This window comes from Muribaculum gordoncarteri (assembly GCF_004803695.1).
Taxonomy (GTDB): Bacteria; Bacteroidota; Bacteroidia; order Bacteroidales; family Muribaculaceae; genus Muribaculum; species Muribaculum gordoncarteri.
On sequence record NZ_CP039393.1, the window covers coordinates 1,335,325 to 1,360,789 of the forward strand.

23 protein-coding genes and 1 pseudogene are annotated in these 25,465 nt (G+C 46.7%); 11 read left to right on the forward strand and 13 right to left on the reverse strand.

Annotation, left to right across the window (positions count from 1 at the left end; all coding sequences use genetic code 11):
* Positions 1-133 precede the first annotated feature (133 nt).
* The gene (locus E7746_RS15085) at positions 134-310 is read right to left on the reverse strand and encodes a hypothetical protein (RefSeq protein ID WP_168184312.1); all 177 of its coding nucleotides are present in this window, start codon (positions 308-310) and stop codon (positions 134-136) included.
* Between the two features lie 101 nt (positions 311-411).
* The gene (locus tag E7746_RS05820; protein ID WP_136410164.1) at positions 412-903 is read right to left on the reverse strand and encodes a hypothetical protein; all 492 of its coding nucleotides are present in this window, start codon (positions 901-903) and stop codon (positions 412-414) included.
* A 90-nt stretch (positions 904-993) separates the two neighbouring features.
* Here E7746_RS05820 and E7746_RS05825 point away from each other — a divergent pair, with 90 nt between their 5' ends.
* Positions 994-1,320 (forward strand): hypothetical protein, encoded by a 327-nt coding sequence (locus E7746_RS05825; RefSeq protein ID WP_136410165.1) that lies wholly within the window; start codon positions 994-996, stop codon positions 1,318-1,320.
* Positions 1,321-1,360: 40 nt separating this feature from the next.
* Here E7746_RS05825 and E7746_RS05830 read toward each other — a convergent pair whose 3' ends face one another.
* Positions 1,361-1,564: a hypothetical protein gene (locus E7746_RS05830; protein WP_136410166.1), complete on the reverse strand. Its 204-nt coding sequence runs from the start codon at positions 1,562-1,564 to the stop codon at positions 1,361-1,363.
* A 216-nt stretch (positions 1,565-1,780) separates the two neighbouring features.
* Between E7746_RS05830 and E7746_RS05835 the strand changes: the two genes are divergently transcribed.
* Positions 1,781-2,041, forward strand: coding sequence for a helix-turn-helix domain-containing protein (locus E7746_RS05835; RefSeq protein WP_136410167.1), 261 nt, complete (start codon positions 1,781-1,783; stop codon positions 2,039-2,041).
* A gap of 455 nt (positions 2,042-2,496) precedes the next feature.
* Here the strand turns inward: E7746_RS05835 and E7746_RS05840 are convergent, their stop codons facing one another.
* Positions 2,497-3,978, reverse strand: a complete 1,482-nt coding sequence (locus tag E7746_RS05840) for a tyrosine-type recombinase/integrase (RefSeq protein ID WP_136410168.1) — start codon at positions 3,976-3,978, stop codon at positions 2,497-2,499.
* A 198-nt stretch (positions 3,979-4,176) separates the two neighbouring features.
* Positions 4,177-6,891, reverse strand: coding sequence for a pyruvate, phosphate dikinase (ppdK, locus tag E7746_RS05845; protein ID WP_136410169.1), 2,715 nt, complete (start codon positions 6,889-6,891; stop codon positions 4,177-4,179).
* 297 nt (positions 6,892-7,188) lie between these two features.
* Here ppdK and rlmD point away from each other — a divergent pair.
* The 3 genes and pseudogenes from rlmD (at position 7,189) to E7746_RS05860 (ending at position 9,540) form a co-directional block, all read left to right on the forward strand.
* Positions 7,189-8,600, forward strand: a pseudogene (gene rlmD / locus E7746_RS05850) (23S rRNA (uracil(1939)-C(5))-methyltransferase RlmD).
* A 14-nt stretch (positions 8,601-8,614) separates the two neighbouring features.
* Positions 8,615-8,968 (forward strand): 6-pyruvoyl trahydropterin synthase family protein, encoded by a 354-nt coding sequence (locus E7746_RS05855; RefSeq protein ID WP_136410170.1) that lies wholly within the window; start codon positions 8,615-8,617, stop codon positions 8,966-8,968.
* Positions 8,959-9,540: a 7-carboxy-7-deazaguanine synthase QueE gene (locus tag E7746_RS05860; protein ID WP_136410171.1), complete on the forward strand. Its 582-nt coding sequence runs from the start codon at positions 8,959-8,961 to the stop codon at positions 9,538-9,540. Before E7746_RS05855 ends, E7746_RS05860 begins: the two co-directional genes overlap by 10 nt.
* A 13-nt stretch (positions 9,541-9,553) precedes the next feature.
* Here E7746_RS05860 and E7746_RS05865 read toward each other — a convergent pair whose 3' ends face one another.
* Entirely contained in the window at positions 9,554-10,009 is a 456-nt protein-coding gene (locus E7746_RS05865) for a CYTH domain-containing protein (RefSeq protein ID WP_136410172.1), read from the reverse strand.
* A 155-nt stretch (positions 10,010-10,164) separates the two neighbouring features.
* Here E7746_RS05865 and E7746_RS05870 point away from each other — a divergent pair, with 155 nt between their 5' ends.
* On the forward strand, positions 10,165-12,690 hold the full coding sequence (locus E7746_RS05870; protein WP_238337348.1) for a DUF5686 and carboxypeptidase-like regulatory domain-containing protein: 2,526 nt from the start codon (positions 10,165-10,167) through the stop codon (positions 12,688-12,690).
* 72 nt (positions 12,691-12,762) lie between these two features.
* Positions 12,763-13,263 (forward strand): flavodoxin, encoded by a 501-nt coding sequence (locus E7746_RS05875; RefSeq protein ID WP_136410173.1) that lies wholly within the window; start codon positions 12,763-12,765, stop codon positions 13,261-13,263.
* Between the two features lie 197 nt (positions 13,264-13,460).
* Here the strand turns inward: E7746_RS05875 and E7746_RS05880 are convergent, their stop codons facing one another.
* Complete coding sequence (locus E7746_RS05880) at positions 13,461-14,012, reverse strand: hypothetical protein (protein WP_136410174.1); 552 nt, start codon at positions 14,010-14,012, stop codon at positions 13,461-13,463.
* Positions 14,013-14,198: 186 nt separating this feature from the next.
* A complete protein-coding gene (locus E7746_RS05885) occupies positions 14,199-14,573 on the reverse strand; it encodes a DUF4293 domain-containing protein (protein WP_136410175.1) in 375 nt (124 codons plus the stop codon).
* 352 nt (positions 14,574-14,925) lie between these two features.
* Here E7746_RS05885 and gdhA point away from each other — a divergent pair, with 352 nt between their 5' ends.
* Positions 14,926-16,263 (forward strand): NADP-specific glutamate dehydrogenase, encoded by a 1,338-nt coding sequence (gene gdhA, locus E7746_RS05890; protein WP_136410176.1) that lies wholly within the window; start codon positions 14,926-14,928, stop codon positions 16,261-16,263.
* Positions 16,264-16,341: 78 nt separating this feature from the next.
* Here gdhA and E7746_RS05895 read toward each other — a convergent pair whose 3' ends face one another.
* The 3 genes from E7746_RS05895 to E7746_RS05905 all read right to left on the reverse strand — a co-directional run bounded on the left by E7746_RS05895 (position 16,342) and on the right by E7746_RS05905 (position 19,995).
* A complete protein-coding gene (locus E7746_RS05895; protein WP_136410177.1) occupies positions 16,342-17,319 on the reverse strand; it encodes an SPFH domain-containing protein in 978 nt (325 codons plus the stop codon).
* A 34-nt stretch (positions 17,320-17,353) separates the two neighbouring features.
* Positions 17,354-17,800, reverse strand: coding sequence for an NfeD family protein (locus E7746_RS05900; protein ID WP_136410178.1), 447 nt, complete (start codon positions 17,798-17,800; stop codon positions 17,354-17,356).
* Between the two features lie 71 nt (positions 17,801-17,871).
* Entirely contained in the window at positions 17,872-19,995 is a 2,124-nt protein-coding gene (locus tag E7746_RS05905) for a TonB-dependent receptor (RefSeq protein ID WP_136410179.1), read from the reverse strand.
* 181 nt (positions 19,996-20,176) lie between these two features.
* On the opposite strand from E7746_RS05905, the gene E7746_RS05910 reads away from it, so the two are divergent.
* The 3 genes from E7746_RS05910 (at position 20,177) to E7746_RS05920 (ending at position 23,252) form a co-directional block, all read left to right on the forward strand.
* A complete protein-coding gene (locus E7746_RS05910) occupies positions 20,177-21,442 on the forward strand; it encodes a sensor histidine kinase (protein ID WP_168184313.1) in 1,266 nt (421 codons plus the stop codon).
* The gene (locus E7746_RS05915; RefSeq protein WP_136410181.1) at positions 21,429-22,145 is read left to right on the forward strand and encodes a response regulator transcription factor; all 717 of its coding nucleotides are present in this window, start codon (positions 21,429-21,431) and stop codon (positions 22,143-22,145) included. The genes E7746_RS05910 and E7746_RS05915 overlap by 14 nt, the downstream gene beginning before the upstream one ends.
* A gap of 660 nt (positions 22,146-22,805) precedes the next feature.
* A complete protein-coding gene (locus E7746_RS05920; RefSeq protein ID WP_136410182.1) occupies positions 22,806-23,252 on the forward strand; it encodes a hypothetical protein in 447 nt (148 codons plus the stop codon).
* Positions 23,253-24,048: 796 nt separating this feature from the next.
* Here E7746_RS05920 and E7746_RS05925 read toward each other — a convergent pair.
* Positions 24,049-24,264, reverse strand: a complete 216-nt coding sequence (locus E7746_RS05925; protein ID WP_136410183.1) for a hypothetical protein — start codon at positions 24,262-24,264, stop codon at positions 24,049-24,051.
* Positions 24,265-24,362: 98 nt separating this feature from the next.
* Complete coding sequence (locus E7746_RS05930; RefSeq protein WP_136410184.1) at positions 24,363-24,995, reverse strand: transglycosylase domain-containing protein; 633 nt, start codon at positions 24,993-24,995, stop codon at positions 24,363-24,365.
* Between the last annotated feature and the right edge of the window lie 470 nt (positions 24,996-25,465).

Below are 25,465 nucleotides of genomic sequence, written 5' to 3' on the forward strand. Positions count from 1 at the left end.
CGTGCCAGGACTTGGATTTCTAAAACTACAAAAAAATCCCTTGCGGAGTATTCCGACAGGGGTCATTTTTATTTCGTCGCCGAGGGTCAATCTTATTTCGACGAAAAGGGTCACATTTTCCCGCCGACAGGGGTCAATCTGCACCGACTTTTCCAATCTGCACGTAACTCAGTCGCCGAGGCTCCCCGGCAACCCCCGTCGATGCCCCCTGCTCCTTGGGCTTCAACACATCAGGCTTGGATGCCTGCTCCACCGACACCGTCCTCGGCTTCACATCCAGTCCGCCTTCAGGCACCGCAACACGCCGCACCCCGTCGGCAACCGTCGAGCCGCCCGCATCCTGTCGGGCAGTCGGCTGGGCAACAGGCTGCTGCACCTCGTTGCCCAAAATCCTATCTCTCGTCGTCATGGCTAAAACAATCCTGCAATGTTTGTACCCGCCGACGACACACCGCCCACGGCCTGCGACACCGCATGGCTCTTATTGATGTTAAGGTCGTTAATCTGCTGCTGCAACGCATCATCCTTCGCGTGGTACTGCGACTCGATCATGTCCTTGCGGCGTTCCGCATTGGCCGCTATCGCCGTCGTGGCATCCGCAAGAGCGCGGTTGTTGGCCTCCTTGGCCGCAGCAACAGCCTCCTCGGTGCCGCCCATCACCGCCTGTGCTCCCGCCGCCTGGCGGTTACGATTCCTTATCGACTCCTCTGTCTTCGCGAGTATAGCCTGTGCATCAGCACGCTGCGTCGCATCCTCGTTGTACCGGCGGTTGTACCAGTCTGCATTGCGTTGACGCTGCTCGTTAAGGCTGTCGCGCACCTGTCGCATCGCCTTCGACGCTTTAATACCGCCAAATATGCCCCCTATAGCTTTCAAGCCGAGGCCTATTCCTGCACCAATCATTGTAGTTTACGGTTAAAGTTATAATCAATGTGCTAAGTTAAGTCATTAACTTTGTATCAATCTTTTAACTTTAACCGCACGTATACGACAATGGCACTTGGACGAAAAACAGGCGGCCGCGTAGCTGGCACGCCCAACAAAAAAAATCCCCTGAAAGGCTACCTGCGCACCCACTCAATCGAATACTTCACAGCCCGTCCACGCACCGACGAACACGGCAACAGCTTCATCGCATCCGACTTCGACCTCGACCTCGCCGAGCTGGCTCCCGTCGATCGCGTCACCGCCGAGCTCAAACTGCTTAAATTCCACACGCCCGAGATGAAGTCAGTCGACATGGACATGACAGTCGACGACACCTCAAGGTCCATCGCCGACCGCCTCTCACAGCTCGTCGACGACACCCCCGCCTCCTAACCACCCCACCCCGCCCCGTCCCTTGACAGCTCCCAAACCGCTAACCTCGCTTGCAAACGCGCTTCAGCTCTTCAAGGTCACAACGCTTAGGGCTGTCGCTGTTTTTGGTCGCATCTATGAGTGGCATGTCGTTAGTGAAGGCCGTCCACGACTTGCCCGTTGCCGGCGAAGTGTAAATTACCTTATAGCGGCCATGTCCTGCAAATGTGAAGTCAAAGTCGTAGATGGTTGTCTTAGTTCTCATAACGGTTATTTTTTTGTTGTTGGTTAATTTTATGATGCAAAGATATAAGATAAAACTTATATCGCAATACACGTTATAAGATTTAACTAATATTTAACACTATGTTTAATATTCGCTAAAACTAATATAGTTGTAAAATTTTTAAGTTATATCTTATTTATACTTGAATATTGGAAAGTTTTTACTACCTTTGCGGTATTCGATAAAACTTATATTATGGACATAAAAAAGATAATTCAAGAACGCGGATGGACGATCAGCCAAGTCGCTGAACAAATGACAAACAAAAAAGGAGAGAAAGGAATATCTCAATCAGCACTATCTCAGCTCATAAATGGAAATCCAACCATTGATAAGCTTCAAGAAATAGCGTCGATAATAGGAGTGTCACTGTCTGTTTTGGTGGGAGGGGGCAATTTTGTCATTTGCCCATACTGCGGCAACAAAATCAATGTTGAGCTAAAAAAACCGGAATAAAGCCCCCTTCATCTACTTCATCTACTTTTTTCGCAATTATTTCCTCCGCATTTATCGCCGTTAATTACGCAAAAATGGCAATAAATGCGGATTGTCATTAATAGGGTTTTCTCAGAAGAAACTGGGGTTTCCTCCGAAGAAACTGGGGTTTTCTCAGAAGAAACTGGGGTTTTCTCCGAAGAAACTGGGGTTTTCTCCGAAGAAACTCGCAATAATGATTTTTGTCAAAAATTTCAGTACACCTATTTATAAAATATAATATTAATAAGAATAATATATATAAAAGAAAATAAAGAAGAAGACAAGAAGAAAGAAAAGAAAAAAACGACGACGACGCCGACAATAAAAATATTTTTTTTAAAATTTTTTTCAATAAAAAAAACGACAGTGCGCACTAAAGAGCTCTATCGGTCTAAAAAAATTCAAAAGGGAAAAAGGGGGGGCGCGCGAAATTATCAAAAGCTCACACCCTTCATCCGTTCAAAAAACGCAACCTGTCCCTTATCCACGATCTCGATCTTTATCTGCACGTTCGACCGGTTCGGTATCCGGTCAGGAACAAAAGCAAGCAGCTTGCCTATCACCTCGTCCACGTTGCCGTAGCCAATGTCCCGAATCTCGCCCAGCAGCTCGCCCTTAAAATAAATGCCCGCATGTATCATCTGCTTGGGCGAAAAGCGGAATATCCCCGCCCCCTCATCCTCACGATGACGGCTGCTCGGATTATTGGTGAAAAATATAAACTCAACCACCTTTTCGTTAAGCTCCCACGCCGGCGAAAAGTCTGGCCTGATATAGCCACGCGTCACATTATGCCCGTCACTGTGGTTCATCGCAAAGGCAACCTCGGCAATCGTAGCCCCGCAGTCATTCTGCGCCACTGTCCCCCAAGTGTGCCTGAACGTATACACGCAATACCGGCTGTCACCCGTTATGCCCATGCTCTCACAAATCTGCTTAATACCCGTGTTCGCACCGCTGCCAAAGCTGTCCGAAGTCGAGAACCGGTTGTGAAACGAAAACAACCTGTCGTCGTCATCCCCCGTGGCATACTTCTCCATCAGCGGCTGCAAGATAGGCGGCACCCTCATCTCGATGTACGCCTCGTCCGAGCGACTCCCTCGTGTCTTCGACCGCTTGTAGTGCAAGATTCCCTCATGGTAATCCACCTTGCGCATGTTGTACAAGTCAACCGTATTGATGCCCGCCAGGCACAACACAAACATAGCCGTGTCACGGCCCACCTCGCTAAGCGGAGCGACAACCTTCGTCTGTGGTAGCGGAGCGGCAAAAAAAGCCCTCGCCTCCTCAGGAGTGATCGCAAGCTTCTCCGGCCTGTCAGCCCGAGGTATTCTAATCCTCATCCACGGATTAGTCTTAATCCTCATCACCCCCTTGTCATAGTCGTTGTAATCCAACAGCGCCGCGCGGAACACCTGCCGCAAGCACACCGGGTACATCTCCTTAGCTCGGCTCGTCGTCGACAGTGAGCGTATCCACTTCTCGATCGTCGCCGATGTCAGCGCGCTGAACTTCACATCCGTCGTTCCCAAGAACCGCTCCAAGTGTTGAAGTGCAAGCACGTAATTTCTCGCGTTTCGCACATGCCCCTCGTCAACCATCCTGTCAGCGTGCCTTCGCGCATACTCCGAAAAGCTGATATCCTCCGTACCCGTCTTCAGGAAGTTCACCACCTCCTGCACCGTCCAGTTCGTCACATCAACCCTGTTCAAGGCTTCCGTGTATTCCACAATCCGAGGCATCAAAAGCGACAGGACGAAAGTATCCTTGATTTCCCTCGATTTAGTAAGCCCCTTGTCGTTAACAACCTTTCCCGTGGGCATGAAACTCGGCTTTCCCCTATGCACGACCCTGATGTAGACAGGCCAATAACCGTCCTTTCTCTTCTTTTGTACAACCAATCTAAGTGTTGCCATAATCTAATTATTTGATTTACAAAAATTTTCTTTTCTAAGTTTCTTTCTAAGTAGGGGTCCTAAATTTTCTTAGTATTTTCTAAGTTTTTCCGTTCATACTGCACATGGGATGTGTCGTTATGTACGTAAAAAATAGGCGATAACCCCTTTTTCATCAAGGGCTTATCGCCTATCTATCTGATTGTCAGAATATTCCGATTATCCCTCAATTGCAGCCTGCGCCGCAGCTACACGAGCGATAGGAACGCGGTAGGGTGAGCAGCTCACGTAGTTCATGCCAAGTTTAGCACAGAACTTAACTGATGAGGGTTCACCTCCGTGCTCGCCGCAGATACCAACCTTGAGTTCGGGCTTGGTGGCGCGACCCTTCTCAACGCCCATGCGTACGAGCTGGCCAACACCTTCCTGGTCGAGTACCTCAAAGGGATCGGTCTTGATGATGCCGTGCTCCTTGTAGAACTTGAGGAACTTGGGAGCGTCGTCACGAGAGTAACCGAAGGTCATCTGAGTCAAGTCGTTGGTTCCGAATGAGAAGAAGTCGGCAACAGTTGCAATCTGGTCGGCAGTCAAGGCAGCGCGGGGCACCTCAATCATTGTACCTACCTTGTAGGGAACTGATTCGCCTCTTTCCTCAAATACCTTTGCAGCAGTGATGTTGATTACATCGGCCTGGTTCTGGATTTCCTTCAATGTACCAACAAGAGGAATCATGATTTCAGGATGTACATCGATACCGCGAGCCTTCATGTTGAGAGCAGCCTCGATGATGGCGCGGGTCTGCATTTCGGTAATTTCGGGATAGGTGATACCAAGACGGCAACCACGGTGACCGAGCATCGGGTTGAATTCCTCAAGGCTGTCAACCTTAGCCTTAACTTCCTCAAGAGTCAAGCCCATTTCCTGAGCGAGCTCTTTCTGAGTGGCAGTCTGGTGAGGTACGAACTCGTGCAACGGGGGATCGAGAAGACGGATGGTAACTCCGTAGCCGTCCATAGCCTCGAAGATGCCTTCAAAGTCACCACGCTGCATGGGAAGAAGCTTCTTAAGAGCGTTGCGACGGCCATCGACATCATTAGAAAGAATCATCTCGCGAACAGCCTTGATGCGGTCGCCTTCAAAGAACATGTGCTCGGTGCGGCAGAGGCCGATACCCTGAGCGCCGAAGTTGCGAGCCTGCTTTGCATCGCGGGGAGTGTCGGCGTTGGTGCGCACGAGAGTCTTGGTGTATTTTGCAGCGAGGTTCATGATTGCGCCAAAGTCGCCTCCGAGTTCGGGCTCGGTAGTGGGAACCTGACCGTCATAAACTTCACCGGTAGAACCGTTCAATGAAATCCAGTCGCCTTCATTGTAAACTTTACCGCCCATTTCAACAGTCTTGGCCTTGTAGTCAACCTTAATTTCGCCGGCACCTGATACACAGCACTTACCCATACCACGGGCAACCACAGCAGCGTGAGAGGTCATACCACCACGCATTGTGAGGATACCTTGTGCTACAGCCATACCGCGAAGGTCCTCGGGAGAGGTTTCGATACGTACGAGAACGACTTTCTTCTTCTTTTCAGCCCAAGCTTCAGCATCCTCAGCCGAGAATACGACCTGACCTGCAGCAGCACCGGGTGATGCGGGAAGACCCTTGGCAACAACCTTGGCACGCTTGAGGGCAGCCTTGTCGAATACCGGGTGGAGAAGTTCGTCAAGTTTCTGGGGTTCCATGCGCATGAGAGTGGTCTTTTCGTCAATCTGACCGGCACGAAGGAGATCCATAGCTATTTTAACCATAGCAGCACCTGTGCGCTTACCGTTACGGGTCTGGAGCATCCAGAGCTTACCATCCTGAATGGTGAACTCCATGTCCTGCATATCCTTGTAGTAGTCCTCAAGACGGTTTGCGATAGCTATAAGCTCGGCGGCGCAGTCAGGCATAGACTCCTCAAGTGAAGGATACTTGTTCTTGCGGTCGTCTTCCGAAATACCCTGAAGAGCGGCCCAGCGGCGTGAACCCTCTACAGTAATCTGCTGCGGTGTGCGGATACCGGCAACGACATCCTCGCCCTGAGCATTGATAAGGTATTCACCGTTGAACATATTTTCACCGGTTGCGGCGTCACGGCTGAAAGCAACACCGGTAGCCGAATTGTTACCCATGTTACCGTAAACCATTGCCTGTACATTTACTGCAGTACCCCACTCTTCGGGAATCTGGTTCATGCGGCGATAAAGGATGGCGCGCTCGTTCATCCAGCTGTCGAATACGGCGCAGATACCACCCCAAAGCTGTTCCCATGCGCTGTCGGGGAAGTCCTTTCCGGTGAAGTCCTTAACAGCAACCTTAAACAGCTTTACAAGGTTCTTGAGGTCGTCAACATCAAGCTCGGTGTCAAGCTTAACGCCCTTCTGCTCCTTAACTTTTTCCATGATTTCCTCAAACGGATCGATGTCGGCCTTGCTCTTGGGCTTCATGCCAAGAACTACGTCACCATACATCTGGACAAAGCGACGATAGCTGTCCCATGCAAAACGGGGGTTACCGCTCTTTTCAGCAAGTGAAGCTACAGTAGCGTCGTTCATACCAAGATTGAGGACGGTGTCCATCATACCGGGCATTGATGCACGAGCACCCGAGCGAACTGATACGAGCAGGGGATTGGCGGGATCATCGAATTTCTTTCCTGTAAGTGATTCAACGTGGGCAATTGCTGCTTCCACATCCTTTTGAATCAAACGAACGACTGCGTCACGGCCATCCTGAGTGTATTGGTTACATACTTCTGTCGTGATGGTGAATCCCGGAGGAACCGGCATTCCCAAGAGGTTCATTTCAGCGAGGTTAGCGCCTTTACCACCCAGAAGATTTCTCATCTCGGCATTACCTTCGGCTTTACCGTCACCGAATGTGTAAACTCTTTTCATTGGATTTAATTGATGTTAAAATTAAACTTATTTTATTTTTTGGTTATAGTCTAATCGGCATTAGTTATGTTGCAAATTTAGGATAATATAATGAGAAAACGAAACACTTTCGACGAAAAAATACGACAATAGGGCTATTTTTAACGGCAATTTGCTTGTTGTGCATTGTTAAAATAGTATTTAACATACGAAATCGGCCAATACTGTCGATGATATTCAGTTTGTGCAATCAATGATTTCTGATTCTAACTTATTATTAGTAATTTTGTCGCCGATAATCATTAAAACCGACTGAAATTGTCACGGAAACGCAAAGAGCTCCCGGTATTGGAGCAGATAACCATAGAAGATGTTGCAGCTGAAGGCAACTCGATAGCTCGTGTCGACCAAATGGTGGTATTCATTCCCTACGGTGCCCCCGGCGACATAGTTGATGTCAAGATAGACAAAAAGAAGAAAAGCTACGCCGAAGGTCACATCACAAAGATGCACACCCCCGGCGAGGTGAGAATAGAGCCTCGATGCGAGCATTTCACGCTGTGCGGAGGTTGCCGCTGGCAGCACCTTCCCTACTCTTTTCAGCTGAAATGCAAGCAGAAGCAGGTCAAGGATGCTATCGAAAGGATAGCCAAGGTGGAAGCTCCCGAGATAACTCCGATAATAGGCTCGGACAACATCTGGGAATATCGCAACAAGATGGAGTACACATTTTCCAATAAGAAGTGGCTCACATTTGAGCAGCTTGCTTCGGGCAAAGAATTTCCCGACCGCGATGCCGCCGGATTCCACATACCCGGAGCCTTTGACAAGGTGCTCGACATCAACAAGTGCCACCTTCAGGACGATCTCGGAAACAGGCTGCGTCTTTTCGTGAAGAATTTCGGCAAGGAACACGGCTACACATTCTATGACCTCAGAGCGCAGTGCGGATTGTTGCGTACGCTCATGATAAGAATAGCATCAACCGGTCAAGTGATGGCGGTGATGGTATTCGGCGAAAACGACGCCGAGCGCATCAATATGCTCATGTCAGCCATCAAGGAGGCATTCCCCGAAGTCACCTCGCTGATGTATGTAGTCAACACCAAGGTCAACGACACCATAGGCGACCAGGATGTAATACTCTACAGCGGAATGCCTTATATCGAGGAAGAGATGGAAGGTCTGAAATTCAGAGTGGGCCCGAAATCATTTTATCAAACCAATTCCCTTCAAGCCTACAAGCTTTACAAGGTTGCGCGTGACTTCGCACAACTAACGGGAAAGGAACTGGTCTACGACCTGTACACCGGTACAGGAACCATTGCAAATTTCGTGTCACGTAACGCGGCTAAAGTCATAGGCATCGAGTATGTGCCCGAAGCCATCGAAGATGCGAAAATCAATTCGGAGGTAAACGGAATCGACAACACCCTCTTCTTTGCCGGCGACATGAAGGATGTGCTCACCGACTCATTCATCGAGCAGCACGGACATCCCGATGTCATGATAGTCGATCCCCGCGAGCAGGCATGCACGAGGATGTCGTGAAGGTGATTCTGAATGCCCGTCCACATCGCATCGTCTACGTAAGCTGCAACCCGGCCACTCAGGCACGTGACCTTGCACTGCTCGACTCGGAATATCGAATCGAAGCCATACAGCCGGTGGATATGTTCCCCCACACGGCCCATGTCGAGAATGTAGTGAAACTCACATTGCGAAATTAACACCGTCACGCGCCATGTACTATGTAACCAAACGAATCGAGATATCGGCTTCGCATAGACTGGAATTAAGTTATCCGAGCAAGTGCAGCCGGCTTCACGGCCACAATTGGGTCATAACCGTATATTGCCGTGCCCGTGAATTGAACGCCGACGGAATGGTGTGTGACTTTTCGCATATAAAGGAGCTTATTCACGGTTATCTTGACCACGGCAACCTGAATGAATTGCTTCCGTTCAACCCCACGGCCGAGAACATCGCACGATGGATCGTGGACCGCATACCCGAATGTTACAAAGCCCGCGTCCAGGAATCGGAGGGTAACGAAGCGATATACATTGACGACAACGCCACCGACGCATGTATCTGATTAACGAGATATTCTACAGCATTCAGGGCGAAGGCGTCAATGCCGGAGTTCCGGCAATATTCCTGCGATTCAGCGGTTGCAACCTGAAATGCCCTTTTTGCGACACATCACATCAAACGGGAAACCCAATGTCGCTCGACGATATAATGCACGAAGTGTCACGCTACAATGCTTCGCTCGTCGTATTGACAGGCGGAGAGCCTTCGCTGTTCATCGACGACGCTATCGTGGAGGCGCTCCATAACGCAGGCAAGACTATCGCAATTGAAACCAACGGCACTCACCCGCTGCCCGCCGGCATCGACCACGTGACATTGTCGCCCAAAGATGATTTCTGTGACAATGCACAAACGGTAATTGAACATTGCGACGAGCTGAAAATCGTGTATCGCGGCGACAACGATCCGTCGCGCTACAATCACATCAAAGCGTCACATCGTGTACTGCAGCCGTGTGACACTGGCGATGACGAACAAAACCGCCGCATAACATCGGAGGCATTGGACTATTGTCTGTCACATCCGCAATGGCGGCTGTCGCTGCAACTACACAAAATACTTAACGTGCGCTGACAGCACCTGCTCCCTATTTCTTGACTCCGAGCATTGAGTTATAGTAACGGGGATCACCCGTCACCTCCTCGCCGATAAATGGAGGTATATCAAACTCTTCATCAACACTCGACAATTCAACTTCAGCAACAACCAGCCCGGCATCGGGCGACGAAAACTCATCGACTTCCCACACTTTCCCGCTATATGGCACGATGTAACGCTGCTTGTCGATGACCGGTCCGTCGACAAGCCGTTGCAGCATACTCCGTGCATCGTCCAACGGAATCGCATACTCCCACTCATCCCTTTCTATGCCGTGATTGCGACCCTTGACCGTCAAAAACGACTTATCATTGCGTAGGCGCACCCTTACCGTGGCGTCGACATTGCGCGACAAATAGCCCTGGACTATGTGGTCGCAGGATGTCGCAATCGATTTATAACTTTGGTTTACAACGAGGAACTTTCGCTCTATTTCTTTGGACATTTCTATATGACGGAAAAAATTCGTAACTTTGCAACCCTTTCAGTGGCATCGGAATGTAGTATGACGAAACCACACGAGGAATACATTACAAAGTTATGCATTTGTTTTGAATAGATATTGATTTGAAAACGGGTTTTAGGTACATTATAACACACTTGATATTATTTACGGCATTTGCCTGCGGGGTGTCGATCAATGCACAAACGACACAGTTGCGCGGTGTCGTAAGAGATTCCATCACTCATGAGCCGATTCCTTATGTAGCACTGTTTCTTGAAGGCACCAACAACGGAGTGCTCTCGGAAGAGAACGGTACATTTAGATTGTCGTCACCTCGAAAAGCGACCGGATTAAGGGTGTCGGTTATGGGCTATACCACCAAAACAGTGGAGCTGAAGTCATCACAGATACGCAATCTCATAATAGATCTGTCGCCCGACGGAGTGCAGCTTAATGAAATAATAGTCAAGCCCACAAAGGAGAAATACAGCAAGAAAAACAATCCCGCAGTTGAGTTTCTTGAACGAATACGCGCCACGCGTGACATAAACGATCCCTATCGCAACGACTACTTCAACTACGACAAGTATGAGCGCATGACAATAGCGCTCAATGACTTCAACCCATCGGATGATTCATGGATAGAACGCAAATTTGATTTTCTGAAGGATCATATCGACATATCGGAAGTGTCGGGCAAGCCGATACTCAATGTCGCAGTACAGGAAAAGTCGTCATCGGTCCACTATCGCAAGTCGCCCGAAAGCGAACGTGAGTATGTGAAAGGCATAAAGCGCGAGGGAGTCGACCAGATGGCCGACCAAGAAAGTATGCGCCGATTCATGGAAGATGTGTTCCGGGAGATTGACATTTATGACGGAAACGATGTGACATTGCTGCAAAACAGATTTGTGAGTCCGTTGTCACGGATAGCAACCGACTTTTACAAGTACTATCTTTCCGACACTACAGTAGTTGAAGGCGACTCATGCATAGTGCTTAGTTTCGTGCCTCACACACCACAAACATTCGGGTTTCTCGGGAAACTATATGTTTCCAAAAACGACTCGACAATGTTCATTAAGAAAATCGACCTGCATCTGCCCCACTCCATAAATGTAAACTTCGTGGATGCAATGTCGGTGTCGCAAACCTACGAAAAGGCTCCCGACGGCTCCCGTCTTAAGACAAAGGACGACATGATTGTCGAATTTCGCGTCATGCCGGGCACCCCGAGCTTCTATACGCGCCGCAACACGGTTTACAATAATTTCAGCTTCGACAGGCCGCCGGTCGGTGTCGATGATGTGTTCAACCACGCCGAGCACGAAGTTGTCGATGCCTCCGCATTTAAGCGCGACGACGATTTTTGGGAAAAGAACCGACTTGTACCGCTCGAGGTGGGTGAAGGAAGCGTGAAATCGCTTGTTGAGCGTTTACGCAGCGTCCCCTTGTATTACTGGACCGAGAAGACATTGAAGCTGCTCGTTTCAGGCTATGCACCTACGGGCAAGAACAGCAAGTTTGACTACGGTCCTGTAAACACGAGCATCTCCTACAACACAGCCGAGGGAGTGCGCCTGCGAACCGGAGGAATGACAACGGCCAATCTGTCGAAGCGGTGGTTTGGCCGCGGATATGTAGCCTATGGTCTTCGCGACCATAAATGGAAATACAAAGCCGAACTTGAATACTCGTTCATCGATAAAGAATATCATTCACGCGAATTTCCCGTAAAGTCATTGCGATTCACCCAGTCCTACGAGCTTGACCAGCTGGGACAAAAATATCTGTTTACCAATCAGGACAACCTGTTTCTTTCATTCAAGCGCATGGAGGATACACGCGTAACCTACAGGCGGCTCACCGCGCTGGATTATACGCTTGAATTACGTAACGGATTCTCCCTCGTGGCAGGATTTGCCTACGAGCGCCAAGAGGCCACCAAGTGGATACCCTTTATCGACAGCGCAGGCAAGCACTACGGCCACTACAATGAAGCGGCGTTCAACATAAAGCTGCGATATGCACCCGGCGAAAAGTTCTACCAGGGAAGGACCAACCGCTATCCCATCAACCTTGATGCGCCGGTAATAGAGCTTACCCACACCTATGCGCCACGCGGGTTCATGGGAAGCATGTTCCCCATCAACCGCACCGAGCTGCGATTGCAAAAACGCATCTGGCTATCGGCATTCGGCTACATCGACGCCGTGGCAAAGGGCGGTCATGTGTGGGAAGCGGCACCTTATCTGAACCTGTTGCTGCCCAATGCCAATCTCTCCTACACGATTCAGCCCGAAAGCTTCGCATTGATGAATCCACTGGAATTCATCAACGACACCTACGGCCTGATCGACATTACCTACTGGGCCAACGGCGCTCTATTTACACGCCTGCCGTTACTGAAGAAATCGAAACTAAGGGAGGTGGTGTCGTTTAAAAGCCTTTGGGGACATCTCAGCAAAAAGAACGACCCGACCTACAACCCTGAACTGTTTCGCTTCCCTGAGGACATAACGGTTACCCGTATGTCGGGACGCCCCTACATGGAAATAAGCGCGGGACTCGACAACATTTTCAGTGTCCTGCGAGTCGACTATGTGTGGCGTCTATCCTATCGCAACACTCCCGGAGCGCCCAACTCAGGCTTGAGAATAGCGATGCATTTTACTTTCTGACAGCATAAGACACATTGAACATTATCATAGGATATAATGTTATAGTGTTGATAATTTTAATATTAGATAACTATGAAAAAAATTGGAATATTTTATGGTTCTTCGACCGGAGTTACTGCCGATGTAGCACAACTCATAGCAAAAGATCTCGGCGTTGCCGATGTTGATATACATGATGTTGCAAAGTCATCGCCCTCGGATGTGGCACAATATGACGTACTTGTTCTCGGTTCCTCGACCTGGGGTGCCGGCGATCTTCAGGATGATTGGTATGACTTCATCGACGGCCTTGAAGCTCTCGACCTTAAGGGTAAAGAGATTGCAATATTCGGTTGCGGTGATGAATCGATGAGCGACACATTCTGCGGTGCTGTAGGTGAAATCTACAAACGCCTCCAAGGTACCGGCGCCAAATTCATCGCTCCATTTGATGCAAGCGTCTACACATTTGACGAGTCACCCGCATTTATCGACGGAGTTTACGTAGGTTTGCTTCTTGACGAAGTAAATCACCCCGAACTCAGCGATGAACGCATAAAGGAGTGGACCGACAAGATAAAATCAGAGATTTAGCAAATCAAAGGGGTCATCCTTTGGGATGGATGCGGATGTCCCTATTAAATCACTGAATAACGCGGATGAAACTGACGGCAGGAAATCGTCAATTTCATCCGCTTAGGTTTTATATTAATACATTATCTATTTAATAACAGTACGCCCGAAAAGCTTCATAGCTCTTCGGGCGTACCCCTAATTAGAATATTGTGTAATTATTTGTTTGTCGGAGCTTGCTGTGGGCGCTGTCCGTCACCACGATGCTGATGGCGGCCATCCTTCTTCATTCGGTCACCGTGACGCATTGCCTTGTCGCCATGTCGTCCCATCTTACCGGGCATAACCGAGTGGCCTTTGCCTTGAGGATTGTTCAACACGATGTTCTCAAGGAATATCACATACTGGTCGGGGCCTACGATAGCCTTTACTTCCTCAAGATAGTTCTTGCGGTCGGCCATTCTCAATGAGTCATTCTGCCTGCGGTCGCTCTTTTTCTGAGCCTTTGCGCTTTCAGCACGCTGACGCATCTTGGTTGCTCGCTTCTCCTGCAAAGCCTTCAACTGGGCCTGCTGATCGGCGGTAAGATTCATGCCTGAGAAAAGTGTAGGACACTGCTTGTCGCACTTTTGGTCGTTGCACTGAGATGCTTTGCACTCTTTTTTACACTCTTTGGCGGGAGCATTATTTGTTGTCGGATTTTGAGCCACTGCGTTAATCGAGAACATTGACATTGCTATTACAGCAAGACTTAGAATTTTCTTTTTCATAATTTGTTGTTGTTTTTAATTCAGATACTTTATAGACAATATCCCCGATTAAAAGTTTATCTATAATTTTATTGATTAACAACAATTTAACACAATCCCGATATGTGATTACAAAAATTAACCCCGACTCCTATTTAATAAATAGGGAATCGGGGATTGTGGTTATGGATGATAAATTCAGTGTTGTCAGCGTATGCGATCGTAGCTTCTAAGGAGCTTTTCGTCAGCCTTCATTCGAGCATAAGCGAAGTATGTGAATATTATTGCGACAACCGGACACACAAGCTGCACTTCCCAATTGGTGGCAATGTCAAGAACTGAACTGAGATAAGCCGTGATAGCAGCCGAAACAAAACAGAAGCAGATGCATATCAATGCTACGCGTTTCTGCAATTTCAAGTTCCTGTACATAAAAATGTCAACCAACAGCAGCACTGTAACGAGTGCATTAAGGATTGATGTGATATAACCCATCATGCAGCTCACGGGAAGGAAGAAAAATATTCCCATTGCCACTGCCGCAATGAAAAGAAACACCGTTTGCCAACGTTGTATTACCATAATTATAATTGTATTTAATGTTAAAAGATAAACAAATGTACTACACTTTTTGCAAATGACAAAACAGTTGCACAATTTAGTGCCAAATATATTTCATGTTGACAATATCACGACGCATGAATTGGCATATTGTCAGCGAATATAGGTGTGCACATAAGCCGCTGTGGCACTGCACTGTCAAATTGCAACCAAACAGCATAAATACATTAATATTTCAATGAAATGAAGCCCTTTTACTTTACATAAACAATTTAATTAAAGAACATGAAATTTTTCATTAAAAAATAGTGTTTTATTCAAAATTTATTGCTTACATTTGCGATACACAATTACTATTTAATACTTTTAAAGTATGGATATTAACAATATCATGAATGCCCTTGAGGCAAAACACCCCGGAGAAAAGGAATATCTTCAGGCAGTTAAAGAAGTGTTATTATCGGTAGCTGATGTCTACAATCAGCATCCCGAGTTTGAGAAGGCTCGCATAATCGAGCGTATGGTTGAACCCGACAAGATCGTGACATTCCGTGTAACATGGATCGACGATAAGGGCGAAGTTCAAACCAACATCGGTTACCGCGTACAGTTCAACAACGCCATAGGCCCGTACAAGGGAGGCATACGCTTCCATGCATCAGTCAACCTTTCAATCCTTAAGTTCCTCGGATTTGAGCAAACATTCAAGAATGCACTCACCACTCTTCCGATGGGTGGCGGCAAAGGCGGTTCCGATTTCTCGCCCCGTGGCAAGAGCGATCGCGAAATCATGCGTTTCTGCCAGGCATTCATGCTCGGATTATGGAAGAATCTCGGTCCCGACCGTGATGTTCCCGCCGGCGACATAGGTGTAGGCGGCCGTGAGGTAGGCTATATGTACGGTATGTACAAGAAGCTCATCAATGAATGTACAGGAACATTCACCGGAAAGGGTCTTGATTTCGGAGGCTCACGCATTCGTCCCGAAGCTACCGGTTTTGGCGCTATATATTTCGTAAACGACATGCTTGCCCGCAAAGGCGAAACCATCAAGGACAAGAAAGTCGCTATCTCAGGATTCGGAAACGTTGCCTGGGGTGCAGCTCTCAAGGCTACCGAACTCGGCGCAAAGGTTGTGACAATATCGGGTCCCGACGGTTACGTATATGATCCCGACGGAATTTCAGGCGACAAGATTGAATATATGCTTGAATTGCGTGCATCGGGCAACGATGTAGTAGAACCCTATGTTGAGAAATATCCCAATGCAACATTCTTCCCTGGCCGCAAGCCTTGGGAACAGAAGGTTGACATCGCTCTTCCCTGCGCTACCCAGAACGAGCTTAACGGCGACGATGCAAAGCAGCTTGTCGACAATAACGTAGAACTCGTTGCCGAGGTTTCAAACATGGGTTGTACACCCGAAGCCATCGACCACTTTATCGAAACCCGCACAATCTATGCTCCCGGCAAGGCTGTAAATGCCGGCGGAGTTGCAACTTCGGGTCTTGAAATGAGCCAGAATGCAATGCACCTGACTTGGAGCGCCGAAGAGGTTGACCAGAAACTCCACGGAATCATGGACGACATCCACGAGCAGTGTGTGAAGTACGGTACACAGCCCGACGGCTACATCAACTACATGAAGGGCGCCAACATCGCCGGATTCATGAAGGTTGCCAATGCAATGATGGGTCAAGGCATAATCTGATAACCAATCACCTTTATAATAAAATACCTCCGCCGATGATTCGGCGGAGGTATTTTTCTATTTGTATAATCTGAATCGTTACTTATTGAATATATCCTTTATCGCTCCTATTGAGCTCAGCACGCTCGATGCTTCATAAGGGATGTAGACAGTCTTGTTGTCCTTTCCAGTGGTCATCTCACGCAATGTATCGATATACTTCATTGCGAGCATATAGGTTGCCGGATCGGTGTTGGACGACTTTATCGCCTCGGCAACACGCATGATCGCTTCAGCTTCGGCCTGAGCGGTCAACACCTTTGCACGGGCTTCACCTTCGGCACGCAGAATCTCGGCCTCCTTAACGGCTGTAGCCTGATTAATCTGCGACTGCTTGTCACCTTCCGAAAGCAGGATAACCGAGGTCTTCTGTCCTTCGGCGTTCAAGATTTCGGCACGACGATTTCGCTCGGCCTGCATCTGCTTCTCCATAGCCTCACGCACACTGCGGGGAGGCGTTATGTCCTGCAGCTCGACGCGGTTGACCTTGACACCCCACTTGTTGGTGACATCATCGAGAATTACCTGAAGACGCGAGTTTATGGTGTCGCGCGATGTAAGTGTCTGGTCAAGTTCAAGCTCGCCGATTACGTTACGCAGCGATGTCTGTGTCAACTTTTCAAGTGCGTTGGGCAGATTGTCGATTTCATATACGGCCTTCTTGGCATCTACAATCTGGAAGTAAAGCAACGCATTGATTTCGGTAGTCACATTATCCTTGGTGATCACCTGCTGTGAAGGAAAATCATATACCTGCTCACGAAGGTCGATGGCGGTCGATGAAGTTATGCGCACGATGTTCTGACCGTTGATAGTCGATTCCACCCGGCGTGTGTACACTACTTTCGGCTTGTCGATAAAAGGCCAAATGATATTGAGTCCCGGACTAAGTACGCTGTGAAAACGACCAAGACGCTCCACTACGCGAGTTTCGGATTGCGGGACAATCTTTACGCCGGCCGATACGACAATTATCACTATCAGCACAACAAGTCCCAGAAAAATATAAGTTCCCATTGCTTAGAGTATTAATTGGTTAATTATTTACGACTTAAATTACAGGCTTGACGGTAAGTATTATACTGTCGTAGCCGGTGACACGCACGCGCACACCCGATTCAATGGCATCTCCCGAATTGCTTACGGCCTGCCAGCTGTCACCGTCGACGGTTACGCGCCCCACTCCGCCACCGTCGGGAATCGATTGCGTCACAAACACTTCCCTGCCAATGAGTGCGTTCATGTTGCTATTGTACTCCTCACGGTGAACGTTATGCTTTTTCCTAAGGTGATTGATCAACGGCGCAAAAAGGATGAATGCCACTATTACACCTACAGCCAGACCTATAAGTTGCGCTTCAATGCTCAATCCCATAAAATCCAACACGGCAGCAATCACACATCCTATAGCTACACAGAACGTTGCAACAAAGCCGGTTAGCAACTCTATGATCATAAGCACAGCCGCTGCGATAAGATAAACAATCCACAATGACATAATCTAAAAAATATATTTAGAGGTTTATTACTTTTCCAAAAATACAAAATTATGCTTAATAAAACAAATAGTTACTTTAAGATGGCGGAAGAGGAAGAGGAAGAGGAAGAGGAAGATGCCGATGACTCATGTTTCAGCTCATTGTCACGCTCCACCCTTTTTCCATAGCCGAAAGTATATGTGGCGGTCAAAGCGAATCCCATGTGTTGCGAAGGCGAGTATACCCTTCGTGACATGTCGTAATATTCCGAACGGAGTATTTCTCGATTGGCGCGCCAATCCGACCGCAGAAAGTTTGAAGCCGAAACTCTTAAATTCCATGCTCCACTTCCCCACCCGAGTTGCAGCTGATACTGCGATGATGTTTTGCTCTCTATACCGCTGTTCTCGTCGGGATAGTGACTTGGGGTCATATACCAACCTGTGGCATAAAAATTACCGAAAAAATAGGTGAGTTGAGCCGTACATGTCAGCTCGTTACGTGTCATCACAAAAACTCCGGTTGTTCTTCGCAGCCATAATTGGGGATTTATTCTTGCCGTCAGTTTGCCGCCAAGGAGCTTTGCCGTGGCATTAATACCAATCATAGTACTCATATAATTGCCATTGTTAGTGTAAAAACGGAGCATCTTCCCATCGGGACCTTCGGGTAGATAATCGGAAACACGCCTATCGGTAATGTCGTAATGGAATCCGCTGAACGCCAGCTGCCATTTATTGGACGGAAGCCAAACCGCCTGCAGCCCCACCTCATGTGAAGGCGAATTTTTCAGTTTAGGATTACCCGAATAGTACATCAACTCATCCTGTTGAAGGACAACCGGGCCGGTCGATGACGCAGTGGGCATTGTTTCGTAGTATTCATAGGATGCAAGTAGTTGGGAATTTTGTGTCGGGGAATAAGTAACCTCGGCATTTATTCTCGAATAGGATGTGTTGAACTTATAATTGCTTATGGAATTTTTCTGCCATGTCCAACCAAGATTAAGGTGAGTGCTCCAGCAGTCTGTGGCAAAATCATAAGAGGCCCCCGCTTGATACCCGTCAATCTTATAGGACTGGCGTGACGACGAATTGCCTTGATAATCTATTTTGCTGTCACGCCATGCTCCCACCGCATAGGCTCGGAGAGTGTGACAATCGTCAATCAACCAATATAGATTGGGATTTACTGTTCCGGAATAAGATTTTTCATAAGCGTTATTTGTGATCGATGTTCCCTCGTAGCCACAATACAATGAGTTTACCTTATTGTTACCGTATTCAAAGCTCATCCCGATGTTAAGCGTCAGGTTTTCCGGTAGCATAAACAGATGCTGACCTCTATATCGGGCACTCATGTCGCTTCTTGAGGATATCGAACGCGTCGTTTCACTTCCCGACCAATCATTGCCATATAAGAGATTGTTGGTCGTTTCAGTTTCAGGCGACGATGCATAGCTGAAGCCTATGCGATTGTTAAGTTGAATTTTATCGCTATCATATATGGCTCGGAATGAAATGTCATTAGTATTGGTATGACTGTTTTCGGGTTTACTGAAATTGGACCTGATCACATTAGCCGGCCCATTGCCAAGAAGATTGGGAAACCGCATATCCTCAACGCTTTCATCGCCGGCATTTCTGATTGCATTGTATCGTTCTCCGGCATAAATGTCATAACTCATGCTCTTATACTTCATCTTGGAATAGACGGAAGCATCGGTCTTTGTCACCCTAAAGCTTTGCGCGGCATCCATTTTAGTATAACCTCCCCATTCATATTTCTGCATGATGAAATTTATGACATATCTTTTACCCGAAAACCTTGGATCGGAGGTGTTGTCGTAGTATTCAACCTTTTTCACATCACGCGGGTTCAGGCCCGAAATGTCCTCCGACGAAGCTTCTACGTAGTCAATAAAAATTGATACCGGCTGTCCCGAAAGTGTCTCAACAGCATCGGTGACAGGATCGACCGACAATTGCGGGATAGCCATTAAATTAAGCAACGACGCTGCATCCTTTGCTGCATTTTTCTCCCTTGCACCGGGAATGTAAGCCGACATCCGGGCTGTCGTATTCTGCATCTGCGCCTCGACAACAACTTCGTTTAGCACTCCGGCATCCAATGAATCGGGCATCTCAGCAGGCTGCTGCGCATAACCTCCATGCCATAACGACAAAAGTGTTGAAAGGATCATTATTCTCTTCATATAACAGTGACTTTTATTTGATGACAAAATTACATACGATGCTGCCTGTCAAGCCTTAGTTGAGCCTCCTTTAGTCTTAGTTAGTCTTAGAGCCCATTCCCATTTCAAGAAATTCTTCGTAAATTTGTTTATGAAAAAATTCAGAACCATAACAATTGTATGTCTTAGCGCCATTGCCATTATGATAGCGGCAAACGCTTGGTTCATGCACCGACTATATGACACATATAAGCAGCAGTACATAGATAAGGTGGAAAGCTGCGTGCGTCAGGCCGATATAATATCCTGGATCAGCATTGCGCAGTCAACCTATAATGTCGATGACTCAAAGTTGAATCTTATATTGACTTTAACAGGCGATACAACCGAAACCGAATGGTACGATTACCCTGATGTCGATAGAAAAATGGTTGAAGAGCTGATCTCGGCCTTTGCCGCTCAAGGTGAGTATGACCAGCAGATGAAGGGCAAGAACTTCACGATTATAGACAATGTGTTTCGCCGACAACTTGACTATGCCGGTCTTCATCCCGACTATGCGGTTGTTCTGCCTCCCGATTCCACCCTATCTGATGATTCAGGACTTTGGCATATAAAATTTACAATCGACCAAGGCAATACACATCTATATAATGTGTACATATCATCCCTTGGTACAGAGGTTTTGAAACAGATGTCAGGTATTATCGCGACATCAGCTATGATACTAATCCTGATGGGATTCCTGATATGGTATCTGCTTCATTGGGTCGGCAGGTTACGCACTATCGAGCAGATGAAAGACGATTTCACGCATAACATGACGCATGAGTTGAAGACACCTGTAGCCGTGGCATATTCAGCCGCCGATTCCATGCTGCGTTACTACGACCAAAGCGACGAGGCGAGAAACAAGCAGTTCCTTAAGATTATAATGCAGCGGTTGAGTTTCCTGTCGGGAATGATCGAGAACATCCTGTCAATGAGCATGGAACGGTTCAAGACAATGAAGCTCAACATTGAACCGGTTGCAATAAAACCTGTTGTAGAGGATGTTTCGGGCATGATGGGACTGAAAGCCGACAAGCCCGTCGACATAAACATCGATATTCCCGACAACCTTTCGGTACGGGCTGATTCACTGCATCTTGGCAACATATTGTCAAATCTCATCGACAATGCAATCAAATATTCGGGTGATTCAGTGAACATCAACATAAAAGCCGATGACCGCTCAATAACAATAGCCGACAACGGCATAGGAATTGAGAAGGGAAATTTACCTTACATATTCGATAAATTCTATCGCGTGACCTCAGGCGACCGCTATGAGGCGGGAGGTTACGGACTCGGACTTTTTTATGTGAAACAGATTGTCGAATTGCTTGGCTGGAGCATTGATGTGACAAGTAAGCCGGGACAAGGCACAAGATTTACAATAAAATTCAAAAGCGATGAAAAGAGATAAGATTTTGCTTGTTGAGGATGACTCGACACTATCATTCATCATTCAGGACGCGCTGACACGTGAGGGATTTGATGTAGAGTGTGCGCCCAATGGCGAGGCGGGGCTTAAGATGTTCGGCAAATCATCGCCCGATATTATTGTCGCTGATGTTATGATGCCGAAAATGGACGGCTTTGAGATGGTGCGTCTTATAAGGCTGACTTCACCCACCGTACCGGTGCTTTTCCTCACCGCCCGCACAGCTCTCGATGATGTTGTAAAAGGCTTTGAACTGGGAGCCAATGACTATATACGCAAACCGTTTCAGATACTTGAACTTGTTGTGCGCATAAAGGCGTTGTTGAAACGCAACCGTCAAGGCGCGGCCGAAGATTCCAATCCTACCCTATGCGACTGTTCGCTTGACTTTGCATCGCAGCGTCTTGCAGTAGGAGCTGACACAATTGAGCTGTCGCATACCGAGGCCGTGATCATTGACGAACTGTTTCGTCATCCCAATGAGGTGGTCGAGGCCCGAACGCTAATGTATCGCATTTGGCAGAACGACGATTACAACAATCTCAATCGCCTGCACGGCTTCATTTACAAACTACGCAAATATCTGTCGAAGTCAACCGGGCTTGAACTCCTGAATGTGCGCGGAATCGGCTACAAATTGGCCGCAAATCCGACATCTCTTCGCAACGCACCAACCGCCGATTAAACTTCACCGTTTTTGTGAAATATGCTTTTTATGGGCACTCTTTCACCGGATTCCGACCGGCATACTATAGCTGCGTTGTCGCTGTCCCATTCGTGTGACATTATGCGATATAAGATATTAATTTGTCGTGCGACACGATTATGTATCACTTGATAGTAAAGCGAGCCCTCCTTGGTGGCCACGCACGATGGCCGGTATTTCAATCTGACTGTTGCCATAGGTTTTGTTTTTAATATTGTATACATATATTATACCGCTACACTATGGCACGTTGTGCAGGGATGAGATGCGCAACATTTGGCAACACTCTTTAACATACTTGTGCTGCAATTCTGCACACCATGTCGCTAATTTTGCCGATGAAAGTCATATCGGCTTTCCGCGTAATCCATAAATACACTCCGTTATGTTTTTCATCGTTGTTATTATTTGCGTTTTAGGTTGGCTTGGGCCGGCTCTCAAAAGTGGTGCGGACATAAAATGATACAATTATGATTGGTATAGTTATTTGGGCGATATTGATAATCTTCATTGTCATTTGCGCATGCCCCGGCTTCATAACCGCGCTTATCGTCAACTCGGCGATTGTGTTGAGCGTCTATGGACTTATCCTGTGGATAGCTCCCAAAATCAAAAAACGTTTTTAAACAATAATCAGTCATGTCATTCTGGAATTTTCTCGGCGAATTCGCTATATTCAATATGATATGCAACCTGTTTTCGCGCAAATCGAAATCAAGTACAATCGGTACATATCAACCACATTATATTATCAATTCGCAATATGAGGCACGTATTCAAGAACTGGAGAATGAAATCAAGGAGTCGGAAAAGCGAATTGCCGAATGTCAAAAAATAGTCGATAATAGTCAACCGACTGATTTAAAAGATTACGACATTGATGAACTGCAAGACCGCATCGATGAGCTTGAGGATCAGCTCGATAATTGCGATGTGGGGTCGAACCGCTATGAGCTCATACAAGACGAAATGGACCGGCTCCAAGACCAGCTTGATGACATGGAGGGGCTTGATGATATAATGGACGATTTTGACAGTTTCAGAGATGATATATATGACGCGGACTCTTATCGCGATGACCGGTAACCAGCCAATCCCAAGCATCCAGATTGTTAAAAATGCTTAGGCTCATTATCAGTGGGGTCATGGGTTCTAATCCTATTTCTTCATCTTTCTTGTTCTAATGGGTATAGTGCTTAATTTAGGCAATAAATTGGGGTTGTTGCCGAAATTAAGTCGAGTAAAATAGACGAAGCATATTTTTGATACAAAAAATTGCGACTACAATCCTCTATGGGTACAAATTTTTGCGATTATAACTGCGATTTTTACAAAAAACTGAGTTTAGAACGGTTCTGAATTCGGAATTGCTCATATTCTGTTCAATAAAAACGCTGTACTGAATATAATAGTGAATAATTTATTCAGTGCATGTATTGCGAACCATATATTCGGCCAGAACCAAATATAACCGCATTGCCGGAGTTCTATAAAATCCGGTCAACTGTGAATCCGCCAGGCTTTCCGTTTGAATCAGGCAGCTATTTGTCGAGTCGTTCTTTAAGACAGTTAGTATTCAGGCGTAATTGCTTGACGAATGCCTCATTGTTTTGGTACACTCGTACGGATGCTTTGCTGCTGGTTATCCCGAACGTGTTTTCGAGGTGTAGCGTAATATTGTACATGGCATTATAATTGTCTTGGCTGTCGGGCAACATTCCATATTGGGCAATTTGTATGTGTCAATGAAGCCGCGGTTGAGATTACGCTTAAGTACTTTAACATTTTCATCCCAATAACCTTTTTCCGTCAGGTTGGTGGGACTGATTGTTTCCTCAACGGTGTACTTTCTTTTCCAATTGTCATAATCGGCTTTAAGCGATTAGAATAGGGTTTCGTTTATAATCGTAAAATCGAGATCGCTTTTATCGTTGAACGGACGGCCATAATTATCGGTCGAAAGCGAGAACCCGGTCTTTGAGCTCCCTATCAACAGCATATCATGCAGCTCGACTGAAAGCAGATTGCTCAGATATTCCTTGATTTTTTCAAATATCAACGGACGGTCTTTGAATATGTATGGAGTATTACTCTGCATTACATGACGGAGGAACGTTTGCGCATCGCTTTCATTGGAATTGAAGTAATATTTAAGAAACTTCTCAGGCTTGACATAAGTTTCTGATATTGCTCCGATTACTGGCGAATTGTTGAGATAATCGCTGATATTAATTTCAAATGAATAGGATGTTTTCGCAAATATAACTTTAATAAATGAGATGTACGCCGCTCAATTTGATAATTATTACTCTCGGACATTACTCTGGGCTCTGGATATTTCAGCCTCGCTATAATTGATGCGCATACTTTCAGGTCAATATCAGCATCTCTTGAAAGACCGAACCCGGCAAGTATGGCGTCAAGCGATGGGTATTCGGTACCATAATAAGCTATATCAAGATATGATATAGCCAACTGTTGTCTATCAAATTTCATTCTAATGATTACAGCAAGCAATATCTCCTTTAGCTTTCGAGAAAATGTCATGCTGTAGTCAGCGGTTATCACCCTAACAAGTTGTTGCTCTATAGTGCTCGCGCCCTCTTTTAATCCTGTTGTTACACGGCGGTATATGGCCCTCGTTATAGCTATTATATCGAACCCTATGTGATATCTGTTGCGATGGTCCTCTCCTAAAACCAATAAATCTAACAACATTTTGCCTGACTGCGTTGAAAGCAACGGTGAGTTCTTTTCTATCAGGTAGGGGATAGTTGTCAGAAGTACTTCGCGGTCATTAAGGAAGCTTTTAATAAATTTTAAAGTCATCAACGTGATACCAGGACATATTGATTAAAAACAAAAAGGAATCATTTTAAAATGATTCCTTTTGTGATCCGCCTGGTGTCGGATATTTTACACTCAACTGAGTTGATTTGTAGCGTTTTATCTTTCGTGTCCATATTCCTGACCACGAATTGCACACGGCATGAATTCATCGGTTTTCCATGATTTGCCATGTGGATGCGACCGGGACCTCTGTCCCGGAAGGTGATTGAGTGTCCTCTTTCACACCGCAAAGATAGCCGTTTTTATTGGTTCGGACACCATTTTCGATGTTAAAAATCGTGATTTTTGATTCGATTATTTCAATTAAGCGGTCTTATATTGCAGGCGGTGGTGCCGCAACTCCCTAATTCATTAAAAATTTGTATATTTGCAGATTTTATAGCAACGAGTAGTATGTTGACAACGGTCAATATTCTGTCTAACTTTGCATACTAAATATAGCGCAAATA